The 14668-nt window shown below is 70.1% G+C and carries 15 protein-coding genes; 9 read left to right on the top strand and 6 right to left on the bottom strand.

The features are described from left to right. Positions 1 to 76: 76 nt before the first annotated feature. From H0X00_RS01335 to H0X00_RS01325, 3 genes are all read left to right on the top strand, one after another. Positions 77 to 1921, top strand: a complete 1845-nt coding sequence (locus tag H0X00_RS01335) for an ABC transporter ATP-binding protein (protein ID WP_367186383.1) — start codon at positions 77 to 79, stop codon at positions 1919 to 1921. Positions 1922 to 2073: 152 nt separating this feature from the next. Next, the gene (locus H0X00_RS01330) at positions 2074 to 2556 is read left to right on the top strand and encodes a hypothetical protein (RefSeq protein WP_293766792.1); all 483 of its coding nucleotides are present in this window, start codon (positions 2074 to 2076) and stop codon (positions 2554 to 2556) included. A 150-nt stretch (positions 2557 to 2706) separates the two neighbouring features. Further along, on the top strand, positions 2707 to 3150 hold the full coding sequence (locus H0X00_RS01325) for a DUF4406 domain-containing protein (RefSeq protein WP_293766790.1): 444 nt from the start codon (positions 2707 to 2709) through the stop codon (positions 3148 to 3150). Here H0X00_RS01325 and H0X00_RS01320 read toward each other — a convergent pair. Continuing rightward, complete coding sequence (locus H0X00_RS01320; RefSeq protein WP_293766788.1) at positions 3110 to 3871, bottom strand: SDR family oxidoreductase; 762 nt, start codon at positions 3869 to 3871, stop codon at positions 3110 to 3112. The genes H0X00_RS01325 and H0X00_RS01320 overlap by 41 nt on opposite strands. A 127-nt stretch (positions 3872 to 3998) precedes the next feature. Between H0X00_RS01320 and H0X00_RS01315 the strand changes: the two genes are divergently transcribed. Then, entirely contained in the window at positions 3999 to 4757 is a 759-nt protein-coding gene (locus H0X00_RS01315) for a Sir2 family NAD-dependent protein deacetylase (RefSeq protein ID WP_293766786.1), read from the top strand. Here H0X00_RS01315 and H0X00_RS01310 read toward each other — a convergent pair. Continuing rightward, positions 4725 to 5498: an SURF1 family protein gene (locus H0X00_RS01310; RefSeq protein ID WP_293766784.1), complete on the bottom strand. Its 774-nt coding sequence runs from the start codon at positions 5496 to 5498 to the stop codon at positions 4725 to 4727. The two genes, H0X00_RS01315 and H0X00_RS01310, sit on opposite strands and share 33 nt — an antisense overlap. Before the next feature lie 290 nt (positions 5499 to 5788). Between H0X00_RS01310 and moaA the strand changes: the two genes are divergently transcribed. Then, complete coding sequence (moaA, locus tag H0X00_RS01305; RefSeq protein WP_293766782.1) at positions 5789 to 6784, top strand: GTP 3',8-cyclase MoaA; 996 nt, start codon at positions 5789 to 5791, stop codon at positions 6782 to 6784. A 366-nt stretch (positions 6785 to 7150) separates the two neighbouring features. Here the strand turns inward: moaA and H0X00_RS01300 are convergent, their stop codons facing one another. Beyond that, entirely contained in the window at positions 7151 to 7468 is a 318-nt protein-coding gene (locus H0X00_RS01300; RefSeq protein WP_293766780.1) for a DUF3099 domain-containing protein, read from the bottom strand. 140 nt (positions 7469 to 7608) lie between these two features. On the opposite strand from H0X00_RS01300, the gene H0X00_RS01295 reads away from it, so the two are divergent. The 4 genes from H0X00_RS01295 (at position 7609) to H0X00_RS01280 (ending at position 10354) form a co-directional block, all read left to right on the top strand. Further along, on the top strand, positions 7609 to 7821 hold the full coding sequence (locus H0X00_RS01295; RefSeq protein ID WP_293766778.1) for a dodecin: 213 nt from the start codon (positions 7609 to 7611) through the stop codon (positions 7819 to 7821). Positions 7822 to 7865: 44 nt separating this feature from the next. Continuing rightward, positions 7866 to 9278, top strand: a complete 1413-nt coding sequence (locus H0X00_RS01290) for an MFS transporter (RefSeq protein ID WP_293766776.1) — start codon at positions 7866 to 7868, stop codon at positions 9276 to 9278. 109 nt (positions 9279 to 9387) lie between these two features. After that, entirely contained in the window at positions 9388 to 9906 is a 519-nt protein-coding gene (locus tag H0X00_RS01285; RefSeq protein ID WP_293766838.1) for a DUF732 domain-containing protein, read from the top strand. Positions 9907 to 10030: 124 nt separating this feature from the next. Continuing rightward, on the top strand, positions 10031 to 10354 hold the full coding sequence (locus tag H0X00_RS01280) for a hypothetical protein (RefSeq protein WP_293766774.1): 324 nt from the start codon (positions 10031 to 10033) through the stop codon (positions 10352 to 10354). Between the two features lie 43 nt (positions 10355 to 10397). Here H0X00_RS01280 and H0X00_RS01275 read toward each other — a convergent pair whose 3' ends face one another. From H0X00_RS01275 to H0X00_RS01265, 3 genes are all read right to left on the bottom strand, one after another. Beyond that, positions 10398 to 11789 (bottom strand): metallopeptidase TldD-related protein, encoded by a 1392-nt coding sequence (locus H0X00_RS01275; protein WP_293766772.1) that lies wholly within the window; start codon positions 11787 to 11789, stop codon positions 10398 to 10400. Between the two features lie 70 nt (positions 11790 to 11859). Beyond that, on the bottom strand, positions 11860 to 13368 hold the full coding sequence (locus H0X00_RS01270) for a TldD/PmbA family protein (RefSeq protein ID WP_293766770.1): 1509 nt from the start codon (positions 13366 to 13368) through the stop codon (positions 11860 to 11862). Positions 13369 to 13485: 117 nt separating this feature from the next. Beyond that, positions 13486 to 14668: fibronectin type III domain-containing protein (locus tag H0X00_RS01265; RefSeq protein WP_293766768.1), on the bottom strand; the 1183-nt coding region annotated here is incomplete at its 5' end.

Raw genomic sequence — 14668 nt, 5'->3', positions numbered from 1 at the left:
TTGATCAGCGAAGCGTCTCCGTGGTCCTGTCACTAAAATCGGATCAGATGACTACGCCAGGAGCACCGTGACGCAGCTGTCCCCGTGGTCGACCTACCGGGCCTACACCAAGGTCAAGCCCGGCAAGGCGGCCAAGGGGACGGCGCGTCGCATTTTGGGGTACGCCCAGTCCTACCGCGCCTGGATCGCGTGGTTCATCACGCTGGTCGTGCTGGACTCGATGCTCATCGTCGCCACGCCGCTGCTGCTCAGGAAGGTCATCGACGACGGCGTGATCCCGGGAGACCGCTCGCTGGTCACCACCCTCGCGCTCGTGGTTGCGGTGATCGCCATCGCGGACGCGATCCTCACGTTGATCCAGCGCTGGTACTCCGCGCGGATCGGTGAGGGCCTGATCTACGACCTGCGCACCACGGTCTTCGCCCATGTGCAACAGATGCCGGTCGCGTTCTTCACCCGGACCCAGACCGGCGCCCTGATCTCCCGGCTCAACAGCGACGTGCTCGGCGCCCAGTCCGCGTTCACCTCGACGCTGTCCGGCGTCGTGGCCAACTCGGTCAGCCTGGTGATGGTCTCCATCGCGATGCTCTACCTGTCCTGGCAGGTCACGCTCCTGGCGCTGGCGATGCTGCCGGTGTTCGTCATCCCGGCCAAGTACGTCGGGCGGCGGCTGCAGGAACTGACCCGGGAATCGATGGACTTCAACGCCGATATGAACATCACGATGGCCGAGCGGTTCAACGTCTCCGGCGCCCTGCTGGTCAAGCTCTTCGGCCGGCCCGGGGAGGAGACGGCGCGCTTCGACGACGCCGCCGCGGAGGTCCGCCAGATCGGCGTGAAGATCGCGATGGCCAACCGGTTCTTCTTCGCCTCGATGGTGCTGGTCGCCTCGCTGGCCACCGCGGTGGTCTACGGCGTCGGCGGCAACCTGGCGATCTCCGGGGAGCTTTCGGTCGGCACCCTGCTGGCGCTCGCCGCGTTGCTCAGCCGGCTCTACGCACCGCTGACCGCCCTGGCCAACGTGCGGGTCGACGTGGCCTCGGCGCTGGTCTCCTTCGACCGGGTCTTCGAGGTACTCGACCTGGCCCCGATGATCGCCGAGCGGCCCGGCGCACAGAGGGTTCCGCCCGGCCCGGTCGCGGTCGAGTTCGACTCGGTCGACTTCCGCTACCCCGGACCTGACGAGGTGTCACTCGCCTCGCTGGAGTCGATCGCGATTCGCGAGCGCGGCCCGTCCGAGCAGGTGCTCTTCGACGCCAGCTTCCGGGTCGAACCCGGCCAACTGGTCGCGCTGGTCGGGCCCTCCGGGGCCGGCAAGACCACGATCTCCCACCTGGTCGCCCGGCTCTACGACGTCACCGCCGGCGAGGTACGGGTCGGCGGCGTCGATGTCCGCGACCTCACGCTCGCGTCGTTGCACGACACCGTCGGGGTGGTCACCCAGGACGCCCACATGTTCCACGACACGATCCGGTCCAACCTGCGCTACGCCAAGCCCGGCGCCACGGATGAGGAGCTGTTGGCCGCCTGTCGGGACGCCCAGATCCTCGAGCTGGTCGAATCGCTGCCGCGAGGCCTGGACACCGTGGTCGGTGACCGCGGCTACCGGCTCTCCGGCGGGGAGAAGCAGCGCCTGGCCCTGGCCCGCCTGCTGATCAAGGCGCCCGCGGTGGTGGTGCTGGACGAGGCCACCGCGCACCTGGACTCGGAGTCCGAGGCGGCGGTGCAGCGGGCCCTGGCGAACACGCTGGCCGGGCGCACCTCGATCGTCATCGCGCACCGGCTGTCCACGGTGCGGGCGGCGGATCAGATCCTGGTGGTCGATTCCGGCCGCATTGTCGAGCGCGGCCGACACGCCGAACTGCTCGCCGCCGGGCGCCTTTACGCCGAGCTCTACCGGACCCAGTTCGCCCCGGTTTGACGCGAAGGTCTCCTCGTACGGCTCAACGAAAGATCATCCGAACGTATGGTTTCCGGGCTCGTGGAGTCCGCACGGAACCCCCCTGCGTCATAGCGCTACCGGTCGGGCCAGTGCTGGTCAGAAGCGCCCGGTGAGCGGCCATGGGGGAGTAGATGTCGGAGTTCGAGCGCGAGTACGGGGCCGAGTCGCCGTTTGAGGCGTTCTCGACCGAGGGGGAGTCCCCGGACCCTTCGTGGAGCCGGTCGCGGCTCTCCGAGGAGACCGACGCCTCCCGTGAGCTGCGCGCCGCCCGCCTGGTCTACGCCGGAGTACGGGACGCCGAGCGCGTCGCCGCCGTCGTCTACGGCTCGATCTTCCGCCGGGTCAAGGTCCACGTCGTGGGCCTGGAGAACGACCTGCAGTGGGTCTCCGCCGTCGAGGCGATGTGGGCCGCCGGGATCGTCGTCGTCCTCGAAGACATTGGACCGACCGAGTTCGACCAGCCGGCCTCGGCCGGGCTGCCGACGGACGATCAGGTCCGCACCGCCGACCTGATCGTGCTGACCGGGCAGTACGAGAACGACGCCAACGTGCTTGCGCAGGCGCAGCGCTGCGGCACCCCCGCGGTGCCGCTGCGGGCGCTCGTCCAGTCCTGACCTTCAACCTGACGTTCACGCTGCGCTCTCACCCGTACGGGTGAGTCACAGAAACGTCTGGGGCCTCTCCGCCGATATGCGGTGGACGAGGAGGTGCACATGCGGACGATTCCGACGACTGCCGGTGATCGCGTTGCTACCTACAGTGGCGTGACCTGGGGCCATCTCGATGGGGTCCGGGTCTACCTGGCCGGACCGCGTACGTGCCTCGACCCGGCCGGTTACGCGGCCCTTGCCGCCGGCCTGTTCGACCTGGGCCTGATCGCGCACCCCGTCGACGCTGCGTTCGAAGCGGCCGCTGCTGAGCTGCGGGCCCTCGGCGCCGAGGTGACCAGCCCCCATGAGCAGCTGTGGTGGCGTGGCGCCGAGGTCGGCGTCGACGAGCTGCGAACCGGGCGCGCCGCGAACGCCGCTGCCCCCGCCGCCGCCGACCTGGTTGTCGTGCTCGACGGCTGGCTCGACGTGCCGGGTGCGGTCGACATCGCAGTGATTGCCGCCCGCACGGTGGGCGTCCCGGTGCTGCTGGTCTCGGAAGCTCGGCAGGCCCGGGCGTTCAGAGGGAGCGCAGCGCTCCGCCGTCGACAGGCAGCATGACGCCGGTCAGGTAGGACGCGGCCGGGCTGAGCAGGAAGGCCGCGGCGCGACCGAACTCGGTCGGTTCGCCGTAGCGCCGCAGCGGGATCGCGTTGCTGTGCTTCGCCCGGTTCTCCTCGGGGTCGGCGCCGCCCAGGCTGTCGAGTTCGCGGATCCGGTCGGTCGCGATCCGGCCCGGCAGCAGCGCGTTCACCCGCACCCCGCGCGGGCCGAGTTCGTCGGCCAGGCTCTTGGCCACCATCGCCAGGCCCGGCCGCAGGCCGTTGGAGACGGCGAGCCCGGGGATCGGCGAGCGCACCGAGCTGGAGAGCACCAGGCAGATCGAGCCGCCGTCGCCGAGGCCGTTCGCGGCGGCCCGGGCGGTACGGACCGCGCCGAGGAACACCGTCTCGAAGCCGGTGCGCCACTGGTCGTCCGTGGTGTCCATCGCGGTGCCGGCCGGCGGCCCGCCGACGCTGATCAGCGCGCCGTCGAACTGGCCGAAACGGGCGTTGGCCGCGGCCACCAGGCGCTCGGCGGTGCCCGGCTTGCCGAGGTCCTCGGCCAGCCCCAACGCCACGTCCGACCCGAGCTTCTGCGCGGCCTCGGTCACCGAGGCTTCGTCGCGTGCGGCCAGCACCACCCGCGCCCCCTCGGAGACGAGCACCGACGCCGTCGCGAAGCCCAGACCCCGACTTCCGCCGGTCACCACGTAGACGCGCCCGTCCAGCCCCAGGTCCATGGCGGCATCCTGCCCGAGTCAGGGACCCGGGACACAGGTCCGTCCGGCGAAGGTAGGAGGGAGCTTCGGATTTCAAGATCAACATCACCAAGCGTGATCACGTTAAAATCGGCCCGGTGACAGCCTCATGACAGCGATGACCGACGTGGCCGAGGTGGCCGACTGGTTCCGTGCCGCCGAGCGGGTCACCGCCCTCACCGGCGCCGGAATCTCCACCGGCTCCGGGATTCCGGACTTCCGCGGCCCGCAGGGGGTCTGGACCCTCAACCCCGATGCGCAGCGGATGTTCTCCCTCGACGAGTACGTCCGGGACCCGCAGCTGCGGGTGACGGCCTGGATCAACCGCCGCGACCACCCGGCCTGGACCGCGCAGCCCAACCCCGGCCACCTCGCGCTCGTCGACCTGGAGCGCGCCGGGCGGCTGCGGGCCCTGCTCACCCAGAACATCGACGGGCTGCACCAGCGGGCCGGCTCCGACCCGGCACGGGTGCTGGAACTGCACGGCACCTTGTTCGGCGTCGAGTGCCTGACCTGCAACGCGCGCACCACCATGGAGGCGGGGCTGGCCCGGGTCGCGGCCGGGGAGCCGGACCCGCCGTGCGAGATCTGCGGCGGCATCCTGAAGGCCGCCACCATCTCCTTCGGCCAGGCGCTGCGCGCCGACGCCCTGGACTCCGCCGTCCGGGCGGCCGCCGACTGCGACGTCTTCCTGGCGGTCGGCACCTCGCTGCAGGTGCAGCCGGCCGCCGGACTGTGCGAGGTCGCCGTCTCGCGCGGGGCCAGGCTGGTGATCGTCAACGCCGATCGAACGCCCTACGACGACATGGCCGCCGCGCTGGTGCGCGAGGAGATCTCAGACGTGCTGCCCGCGCTCCTGGCGCGCTGACGCGGACCGCAGCTCGGCGGCCTCGCGCCGGGCCAGCAGGATCAACCCGATCGGGCCGATCATCGCGAAGACGTACCACTGCCAGCCGTAGGAGAGGTGCAGCAGTTCGCTGCTCGAATCCGGCAGTTCCTTCGGGTTGGGGGAGAACCGGCCGTCCACCACCGGCACCGCCGGCTCCTGGCTGGCCAGCTCCAGGTACCCGCCGTAGACGGGATAGGGCAGCGTCGCGGCGATCCCCGGCACGTCGATGCGGAGCACCTGGGCCGACGGGAGGTCGTCGGCCGGACGGGGGTCCTCGGTGGGGCGCAGGTAACCGGTCACGGTGACCGTTCCCGCCGGGGTCTCCGGCGGGGCCGGGTCGCCCTCGATCGGTGCGCTGATCCAGCCCCGGTCCACCAGCGCGGCCGCCCCGGCCGTGGTGATGACCGGGGTCAGGATCTGGAGGCCCTGCTTGCCGTCGCGCGGGCGGTTGCGCACGTAGAGCTGATGCTCGACGTCGTAACGGCCGGTCACGGTCGCCGCTCGGTACTCGTCCGCCGGCCTCACCGCCGACCCCACCGGCGACAGCTCGCCGTACGGCAGCGCCGGTGCCTTCGAGTTGTCCCGCACCTGGGAGTTCTCCTGCTCGGCGTCGTGCAAACGGTCGAACTGCCAGCCGGCCAGCCACAGGCAGCCGGGCACCGTCAGCAGCGCGACGACGAGCAACGCGATCCACCGTGGCGTCAGCAGGAACCGGTACACGGGCTCACCGTAACGACCCGGTGCGGGGCCACCTTTCGGAGAGGGTCCGAGTCCTTCCTGAGAAAGTTTGGCCTCAAGACCAACTGCTAGGCATCGGCAGTTACCACCCTCGGTGATGCAGTCACATGATCTGCAGCGGCCTCGCAGATGCGGGGCACGAACCTGGCAATTCGGACTCTCGAGGGAACATCGCCGCAGGTCAGAAGCTTGAATCGGGTGTCGGGTAGTCCGATCCGGACTACTCTGAAGAAGCTGGTCCCCGCCCGGATCAACATCCCCTGGAGATCCCCTTGCTGAAGTTGGCAGACACCTACGGCCGCGTGGCCAAGGATCTGCGCGTGTCGCTCACCGACAAGTGCAATCTGCGGTGCACCTACTGCATGCCGGCCGAAGGCCTGGACTGGCTGCCGAAGCCGCAGCTGCTCACGGACGAAGAGATCGTCCGGCTGATCGGCATCGCCGTCACTCGCCTCGGCGTGGAGGAAGTCCGCTTCACCGGCGGCGAGCCGCTGGTCCGCAACGGCTTCGTCGGGATCGTCTCCGAGGTCGCCAAGCTCGACCCGCGCCCGATGATGTCGGTCACCAGCAACGGCCTGGGCATGGAGCGCCTCGCGCGCCCGCTCAAGGACGCCGGCCTGGACCGGGTCAACATCTCGCTCGACACCGTGGACAGCGAGCTCTTCCACACCCTCACCCGGCGCGACCGGTTCGAGGACGTCGTGCGCGGGATGGCGGCGGCGGCCGATGCCGGCCTGGCCCCGGTGAAGGTCAACGCGGTCCTGATGCGCGACGTGAACGACGAGGAGCCCGAGAAGCTCCTGCAGTTCTGCCTGGAGCGTGGCTACGAGCTGCGGTTCATCGAGCAGATGCCGCTGGACGCCCAGCACGGCTGGAACCGCGCGGACATGGTCACTGCCGACGAGATCCTCGAGAAGCTCCAGCGCCGCTACAACCTGACCCCCGAGCCCTCCAGCATCCGCGGCTCCGCACCGGCCGAGCGCTGGTTCGTCGACGGCGGTCCGGCGACCGTGGGCATCATCGCCAGCGTCACCCGCCCGTTCTGCGGCGACTGCGACCGGGTGCGCCTCACCGCCGACGGCCAGGTCCGCAACTGCCTGTTCGCCCGCGAGGAGTCCGACCTGCGGGCCGCGATGCGCGCCGGTGCCACCGATTCCGAGCTCGCCGTGCGCTGGCAGGTCGCGATGCGCGGCAAGAAGGCCGGCCACGGCATCGACGACCCGAGCTTCCTGCAGCCCGACCGCCCCATGTCCGCCATCGGCGGTTAGTTCAGGGCGGTACTCCGCGGGTCCGCGAGCGGAGCGAGCCGGACGCGAGCAAGCGAGGCGGTACTCCGGGGGTCCGCGAGCGGAGCGAGCTGGACCGCGAGCACGCGGGGCGCCGCGCCCCCGATGCGAGCACGCTGAGTGTGTGGCGTGCAGGTCGAGCGCGACCGAAGGAGCGGGAGACCGGAACGGTCACCACCAGCGCGCGTAGCGCGACGCGGCCGAAGGCCGCCTTAAACAGAGCAACACCGGGCGACCACGGGGGAAGTCGCCCGGCGTTGCGTTCCGGGAGCCTGACCAGCTGTTTCTTCAGGCTGTGACGCGAGTATTACACGCGTTTCCCGGGTGAATCTGGCTGTTTGCCGAAAGTCATGAGCCTTCTTCGGGTTGAAGTGGGGGCAGCTGGGTGCGAAGCGGCAGCTGCACTGGCGGCGGGGCGTTTCCGGCCGCCGGCCGGCCACTGTTGGCGGCGACCACCGCAACGTAGGGCAGCACGATCGCGCCGCAGAACAGGATCCAGCGCAGCGTGCCCTCGGTGACGATCGCGCCGAGGAAGCAGGCGGTGCGGACCGCCATCGAGAAGGCGTATTTGCGGGTGCGCAGCTTCACGTCGTCGGTCAGGCTCGAGCGCACGCCGGAGACGGTGTAGACCTCCTGGCCCGGCTTGCCGCGGTCCTTGTTGTGCACATCATCAAGGTACGTCCGATCGGGTCGACCCGACCATCCCGGGGTGCCGCTGTGGGCCGGCTCACGGCCACACGAGACGATGCCGGTGCAGACACCGGCAGCTGCCCATGATCGGAATGCCGTGAGCCAGGGAGACGACGATGTCCGAGCGCACGTACCGGATCACCGAGCTGGTGGGCACCTCGCCCGACAGCATCGAGCAGGCCATCCGGAGCGGCATCGCCCGCGCCAGCGCCACGTTGCGGCACATCGACTGGTTCGAGGTGACGGAGATCCGCGGCTACGTGCGGGACGGGGCGCTCGACCACTACCAGGTGGGGATGAAGCTCGGCTTCCGCCTCGAGGACCCGTGATCGGCGCTCCCCCGAGCGTGCGGACGGTCCTGACGGTCCGTTAGGTGGGGGCGGGCGCGCCCCCTGCGTCGCCCACCGAATCGTCGAGATTCGTCCTGCCGGTCCTGATCTACTGCGGCCTGTGCACCGCGGTGATCAGCTCACTGGGCGTGCTGCTGATCCCGACGATCGCCGAGGCGCAGGGGGTCTCGCTGTCCACCGGGCAGTGGATCCTGACCATTTCCTCCTTCACCGCCGCCGTCTCCACGCCGGTCCTGGGACGGTTGGCTGACCGCGGCGACCCGCGCAAGGTTCTGCTCGCCGCGCTGGGTGTGGTCGCGCTCGGCTCCCTGCTGGCCGCCACCGCCACCAACTTCGCGGTGCTGCTTCTCGGACGCGGTCTGCAGGGCGTCACGTTCGGCATCGTGCCGGTGACGATGACGCTCGCCCGCCGGCACCTGCCGGTGGAGCGCTTGCAGGCCGGGGTCGCCGCACTGTCGGTGACCGCTGTGACGGGGATCGGGTTGGGGTATCCGCTGACCGGGGCGGTGGCCGAGTACGGCGACTACCGGGCGGCGTTCTGGATCGCCGTGGCCTTCGCCGGCAGTGCGCTGGTGGTGGTGCCTTTCGTGCTCCCGCACTCACCGCCCGCGCAGCGCGCGACCGATCCGTTCGACGTCGGCGGCGCCGTGCTGCTGGGGGTGGGTCTCGGTTCCGGCCTGCTGGCGCTGGCCGAGAGCACCCGGTGGGGCTGGAGTTCACCGGCCACCCCTGGCCTGCTGGCCGCGAGCGCGGTGCTGCTCACGCTCTGGGTGCGCTGGGAGCTCCGGGCGCCGGCCCCCCTGGTCCGCCTCGACCTGTTGCGGTTGCCGGACGTGCGACTGGCCCAGGTGTCCGCGCTGGTCTTCTGGCTGGCCATGTTCGGCTCGTTCGCGGCGTCGGGCACGTTGGCGCAGAGCCCGGAGGGTGCGGGCTACGGGCCGAGCCTGAGCGCCTTCGCGGCCGGCTTCGTGATCCTGCCGCTCTCGATCGGCAGCCAGTTGGCCAGCCGGATCGGGGTGCGGCTGGCCCGCCGGGCCGGACCACGGGCGGTGCTCGTCATCGGCGCCGTCGCGGTGGTCGTGGCCAACGCGGGGCTCTACGGCCACCACGCCGAGACCTGGCAGTTGATATTCGGGATGTTCGTGCTCGGGCTGGGGGTGGGCGTCGCGCTGAGCACCATGCCGCTGTTGCTGCTGGGCGCGGTGCCGGGGGACCAGCTCGGCAGCTCGATGGCGGCCAACGGCGTGCTGCGCCAGGTCGGCGGCTCGATCGCGTCCGCCATGGTCGGCGCGCTGCTGGCCGCGCACACCGCCGGTGGCCTGGCCACCGACGCGGGCTACGACCGGACCTTCGGGATCGGGGCCGGAATCGGACTCGCTCTCACGATCTGGCTGGTCTGGGCCACGATCCGCTCACGCTCTGCGCCTGCATCCTGACACTGCGTAGATCAATTGAGGTTTTCCGCGATCGGGGGATCCTGCGACCCCCGACCGTGCGTCGGAGTTCCTGACACCTGGTGGATCGGGAGGGGAACTCGTGAGTCTGATGCTGGAGCAGGACCACACGGCTGAGGCCGAGTCCGCGGAGAAGCAGAGCTTCGGTCGTACCGTCGCCCGCGTGCTGATGCTCAGCGTCGTCGTGACCGCCCTCGTCGCCGGCCTGTACATGGCTTTCGGTGGCAACAGTGGCACTGACCCGCTGGCAACCGGGGCGAACAGCCCGGCCGTGACCGACAACGCCGCGAAGCCGGTGGCCGCCAAGCCGCAGCTGACCTACGAGGAGAAGGCGGCCGCGGCCGCCGACAAGCTCAAGGGCGTAAGCGTCGCCGGGCGCCGCACCGCGCTGATCAACTACCTCGGCAAGGTCGGCATCAAGATCACGCCGGCCAGCAGCCCGGCGACCGCCGCGACGACCGCGTGCGACTTCCTCAAGGACGGCACTGCGCCGAAGACGATGATCAATCAGGTCGCGGCGGGCGGTGGCTACAGCAAGCAGCAGAGCAAGGCGTTCCTGCTCGGCGCCTCGACGCTGTACTGCGATGGCTACGCCAAGAACTTCCGCTAAGCAGACTTGCGGTAACAGACTTCCGGTCACGCACCGGATCGCACGAGCGGTCGACGCGCCCGCCACCCGGCCACCCGGCCCGCCGGGAGGCGGGCGCGTTGTCTTCCGTGCCTAGGCTGGAGTCATGAGCATTCCTGTCGCGATCGCCGATCTGCCCGCCACCATCGCCAAGTACGACCTGTCGTTCCTGGTCAGCGTCTCCGCCGCCGGGCAGCCGCGCTTCCTGGCGCAGCGGCCGCGCGTCGACGAGGGAGCGGACGGGCCGATGCTGGTCGTGGACAAGGCCGGGGCCGGGACGCAGAAGGCGGCCGACGGTCAGATCGTCGCGCTGCTCTATCCGAACGCGGACGCGACCAAGCACTCGCTGATCGTGGACGGCACCGCCGAGCTGCGCGGCACGGAGCTGTGGATCACCCCGACCGCCGCGATCCTGCACATCCCACGCTGATGCTCCGTCACTTCCTCGCAGGAGATGCATTCTTGCGAGTGGGTCAGGAGGCCTGAGATACCGAGCTCATCAGGAAACCGTCGACGCGGACCGGGGGCATCGCGGCGCGGGTGAAGTAGTCGCTCCACTCGCGCGGCAGGCACGGCTGCGTCGGGCCGATCTCGGTCATCCGGCCGAGCAGGTCGACGGGGGAGACGTTGAACCGGAAGTTGTTCACGGCCCCGACCACCTCGCCGTGCTCGACCAGGTAGACCCCGTCGCGGGTCAGGCCGGTGAGCAGCAGGGTCTGGGCGTCCACCTCTCGGACGTACCACAGGCAGGTCAGGAGCAGCGCCCGTGAGGTGCCCGCGATCATCTCGGTCAGCGAGGGACCGGGGGACTCGGCGCCGAGAATCAGGTTGTCGATCGGCGGGGCGACGGCGCCACCGGTCTTGGCCGCGGTGAAGCGGGTGTTGATCAGGTTGGTGAGCTCGCCATTGCGGATCCAGTCGGTGGCGCCCATCGCCAGGCCGTTGTCGAAGACCGAGGACATGCTCGACGAGGAACCGGCGACCGCGAACGGGCAGCACTCCAGGCCCGGCGCCCCAGGGTCGCTGCGCAGCGTCAGCTTGGCGTCGGTGAGACGCTCGCCCACCCGGGTGCCACCACCGGGGGCGGAGAACACCGTCCGGCCCTCGGCCGCGTCGCGGCCGGCTCCGGTCCAATAGGCGTAGATCATCAGGTCGGACACCGCGCTCGGCGGCAGGATCGTCTCGTAGCTCCCCGCGTCCAGGGCGATCGCCTTCTCGGCCCAGCCCAGGCGCACCGTGAGCTCGGCGTCCAGGGCGGCGACGTCGACGTCGGTGAAGTCGCGGGTGGCCGTTCCGGCCCAGGCGGAGCGCGCGTAGTCGGCGCTCTTGGCGTTGATCTCGACCTTGCCGGTCGGCTGCACGTGGCGGAGCCGGATCCCGGCCGAGGTGCCGAGGTAGGTCGTGCTCAGGTTGTGGGAGGCGAACCCGAACAGCAATTGGTCTGCGCTGCGGGCCCGCTCGAACGCCGCCCCCAATCCGGTGGCGAGGTGGGAGAAGACCCCGATGGAGGTCTCGACGGGCGCGTTGTCCCAGCCGGGGACGGACGGCGCCTGCTCCGGGGTGACGAGCGGCCCGGCATCCTCGGCCGGGTCGTTGCGCCGGGCCGCGTCCTCGGCGGCGCGGACCATCTCGGCCAGCGCCTCGGTGTCCGGGTTGCTGCGGGAGACGACACCCACGGCGCCGCCGACGGTCGAGATCACCGTGACGCCTCGCGAGCGGCTGACCCCGTTGGTGGTCAGGGTGTTGCCGGCCCACCGCAGGTTGGCGTCGCTGTCCTCGGACACAATCACCTGGCAGCCGTCGGCGGTGGAGAGCCCGAGCGCCTTCTCGACGATCTGCTGCGGGCCCATCATGTGCGAACTCATCGAGTCACCGCCACGGACTTCGTCCTCGCGGGGACCGATTCGATATTCATCATGAACTCGCTGCGCTCCTTCATCGGCCGGCCTCCGCGAGGGTGTTGAGGACGCGCACGCCGCGGAACATCGCCACCGGACAGCCATGGCTGACCGCGGCCACTTGGCCCGGTTGGCCCTTGCCGCAGTTGAACGCGCCGCCGAGCAGGTAGGTCTGCGGGCCGCCGACCGCGGCCATCGAACCCCAGAAGTCGGTGGTGGTGGCCTGGTAGGCGACGTCGCGCAACTGCCCGGTGATCTTGCCGTTGCGGACGGCGAAGAAGCGCTGGCCGGTGAACTGGAAGTTGTAGCGCTGCATGTCGATGGACCAGCTCTTGTCCCCGACGATGTAGATGCCGTTCTCGATACCGGCGATCAGTTCCGCGGTGGACGGGCCGTCCGGCGCGGCGTGCAGGGAGACGTTGGCCATCCGCTGGATCGGGGTGTGGCCGGGGGAGTCGGCGAAGGCGCACCCGTTGGACCGGGACGCACCGGTGACCGCCGCGATCCGCCGGTCGAGCTGGTAGCCGACCAGCGTTCCGTTCTTGACGATGTCCCAGGACTGGGTGGCCACGCCCTCGTCGTCCCAGCCGGTGGTGGCCAGGCCGTGCGCCGTGGTCCGGTCACCGGTGACGTTCATGATCGAGCTGCCGTACTTCAGCTTGTTCAGCTTGTCCGGGGTGGCGAAGGAGGTGCCGGCGTAAGCGGCCTCGTACCCCAGGGCCCGGTCCAGTTCGGTGGCGTGCCCGATCGACTCGTGGATGGTCAGCCACAGGTTGGTCGGGTCGATCAACAGGTCGTAGCTGCCCGGCTCGACCGAGGGTGCGGCCAGCTTCTCGGCGAGCAGCCCGGGCAGCTCCGCCAGCTCGGCGTTCCAGTCCCAACCCTTGCCCTGGGTGTACTCCCAGCCGCGGCCGGCGGGCGGGGCGAGGGTGTCCATGGTCTCGAACCGGCCGCCTTCGGGGTCGATCGCGGTCGCGTTCAGGTTCGGCTGGATCCGCACCCGCTGCTGGGTCGTCGAGGTGCCGGTCAGATCGGCGTAGAACTTGTTCTCCAGGACCGCGAGCAGTTCGGCGTCGACGTGCGAGACCCCGGGAGCGTTCAGGACCCGGTTGCTCCAGTCCGTCAGCAGCGCGATCTTGTCGGTCTCGGAGATCGAGAACGGGTCGATCTCGTAGGCCGACACCCAGGTCGCGTCCGGGTAGGACGGCTCCGGGGCGAGCTCCACCGGCTCGGTGTTCACCGGCCGGCAGGTCCGGGCCACCTCGACGGCCTGCTCGGCCATCCGGACCGCGGACTCCGGCGTCAGGTCGATGCCCGAGGCGAAGCCCCAGGTGCCGTCCACGACGACCCGCACCGCGAACCCGACGTCCTCGGAGTCCGAGCTGGCCTCGAGCCGGGAGTCGCGCAGCCGGATGGCCTGGTTGCGGACCCTCTCGAGGCGGAAGTCGGCGTGGGTGGCGCCGAGGGCACGGGCGCGGTCCAGCGCCGCGTCCGCCATCGGTCGGGAGGGCAGGGCGAGGAAGGCCTCGTCGACGGTCGCAGACATGTCGGCGAGCCTAAGTGATCACCCCGGGATCAGGGCGTCAGCGCACCCGCGAAGCCTGACGGCTGACGTCCGAAAAAGCGAGCGCAATAGCGCTCGCATCATCGGACGTCGCGGTACCTATGGCTTCTTGGCGACCGAGATCTTCGCCCAGCCGCCGTTGCCGGCCTTGGAGCGGGCACGCACCTTGCAGGTGTACTCGGTGTTTGCGTGCAGGCCGGTCACCGTCGTGGACGGCCGCTTGTCGTTGACCGTCACGACATGCTTCGGGCCCTTCTTAGCGATGCAGGTCGCGGTGTAGCCCTTGATCTTCGAGCCGCGGGCCTTGGCCCGGTTGTAGCTCAGCTTCACCGCGGACGCGTTCTTCCGGTCCGCCGAGAGCTTGCCCGGCTTGCCGGGTTTGATGTTGCCGCGGTGCACCTTCACGTTGCGCTGGGAGAAGGTCAGGTTCGCCACGTCCACCCGCAGCGCGCTACCGGTGTCCACGATGGTGACGGTGCCGCCGCCCTTGCCGCTGATCTCGGGGTCCAGCCCGGCGGTGGTGAGCGAGGCTGGGTCGTCGATCTCGTAGACCAGCTTGAGGAAGTTGTTCGGGATCACCACGCTGACCTGACCCTTGAACACCGTGGTGGCCGGCGTCTTCTGGAAGTGCGAGTTCGCGAGCTCCAGGAAGATCATCTCCGCGCCCGCGGAGTCCTTGACGATCTGCGGCGGGATCGAGCCGGCGTCGATGTTCGAGCTGTAGTCCATGCCGAAGAACGCCGCGCGCTGGCGGGCGTCCTCCCAGGTGCCGTAGTCGGTGAGCTGACCGCCGAGGTAGCCGTCCCACTGCTTGGTGGCGATTTCCGGGCAGGTCCACGGCGTCTTGTTCTGCTTGCAATCGCCGGTGGCGAGCACCGGCTTGGCCGTGATGGTCACGTGCCAGTGCCCGTCATCGGCCTTGACGCGGTTGACCGTCACGCCGGCGCCCTTGGTGTCCGAGACCCGTGGGATCGTCGTGCCGGTGTCGAGGGTGATGACGTAGGTGTCGTTCACCGAAGCCGCACCCAGGTCGTTGCCGCCGCCGGGCGCGTCCACACCCCACGAGACGTACTGGGCGCCGTCGTTGCTGGAGCAGTTGGCGCTGACCAGGGACGCGGCGTCCCCCCCGTTCTTCGTCGCCGACAGCACCGTGCCGCAGGCCGAGGCCTGGGCGGTGGGGGCGGCGAGCAACGGGGCGGCAGTGCTCGCGGCGAGGGCGAATGAGAGCAGGAAGGCGCGACGCACCGGCAGGGAAGCAGACATGAGCAGCAGCGTCCGGCCC

The organism is Sporichthya sp. (assembly GCF_013815995.1).
Classification (GTDB): domain Bacteria; phylum Actinomycetota; class Actinomycetes; order Sporichthyales; family Sporichthyaceae; genus Sporichthya.
This window is presented reverse-complemented; position numbering and strand designations above follow the sequence as displayed.

Coding starts and splice junctions, on each gene's coding strand:
- H0X00_RS01330 (WP_293766792.1), top strand. CDS start 2,074: ATGTCGGAGTTCGAGCGCGAGTACGGGGCCGAGTCGCCGTTTGAGGCG.
- H0X00_RS01320 (WP_293766788.1), bottom strand. CDS start 3,871: ATGGACCTGGGGCTGGACGGGCGCGTCTACGTGGTGACCGGCGGAAGT.
- H0X00_RS01315 (WP_293766786.1), top strand. CDS start 3,999: ATGACAGCGATGACCGACGTGGCCGAGGTGGCCGACTGGTTCCGTGCC.
- H0X00_RS01295 (WP_293766778.1), top strand. CDS start 7,609: ATGTCCGAGCGCACGTACCGGATCACCGAGCTGGTGGGCACCTCGCCC.
- H0X00_RS01285 (WP_293766838.1), top strand. CDS start 9,388: ATGCTGGAGCAGGACCACACGGCTGAGGCCGAGTCCGCGGAGAAGCAG.
- H0X00_RS01280 (WP_293766774.1), top strand. CDS start 10,031: ATGAGCATTCCTGTCGCGATCGCCGATCTGCCCGCCACCATCGCCAAG.
- H0X00_RS01275 (WP_293766772.1), bottom strand. CDS start 11,789: ATGAGTTCGCACATGATGGGCCCGCAGCAGATCGTCGAGAAGGCGCTC.
- H0X00_RS01270 (WP_293766770.1), bottom strand. CDS start 13,368: ATGTCTGCGACCGTCGACGAGGCCTTCCTCGCCCTGCCCTCCCGACCG.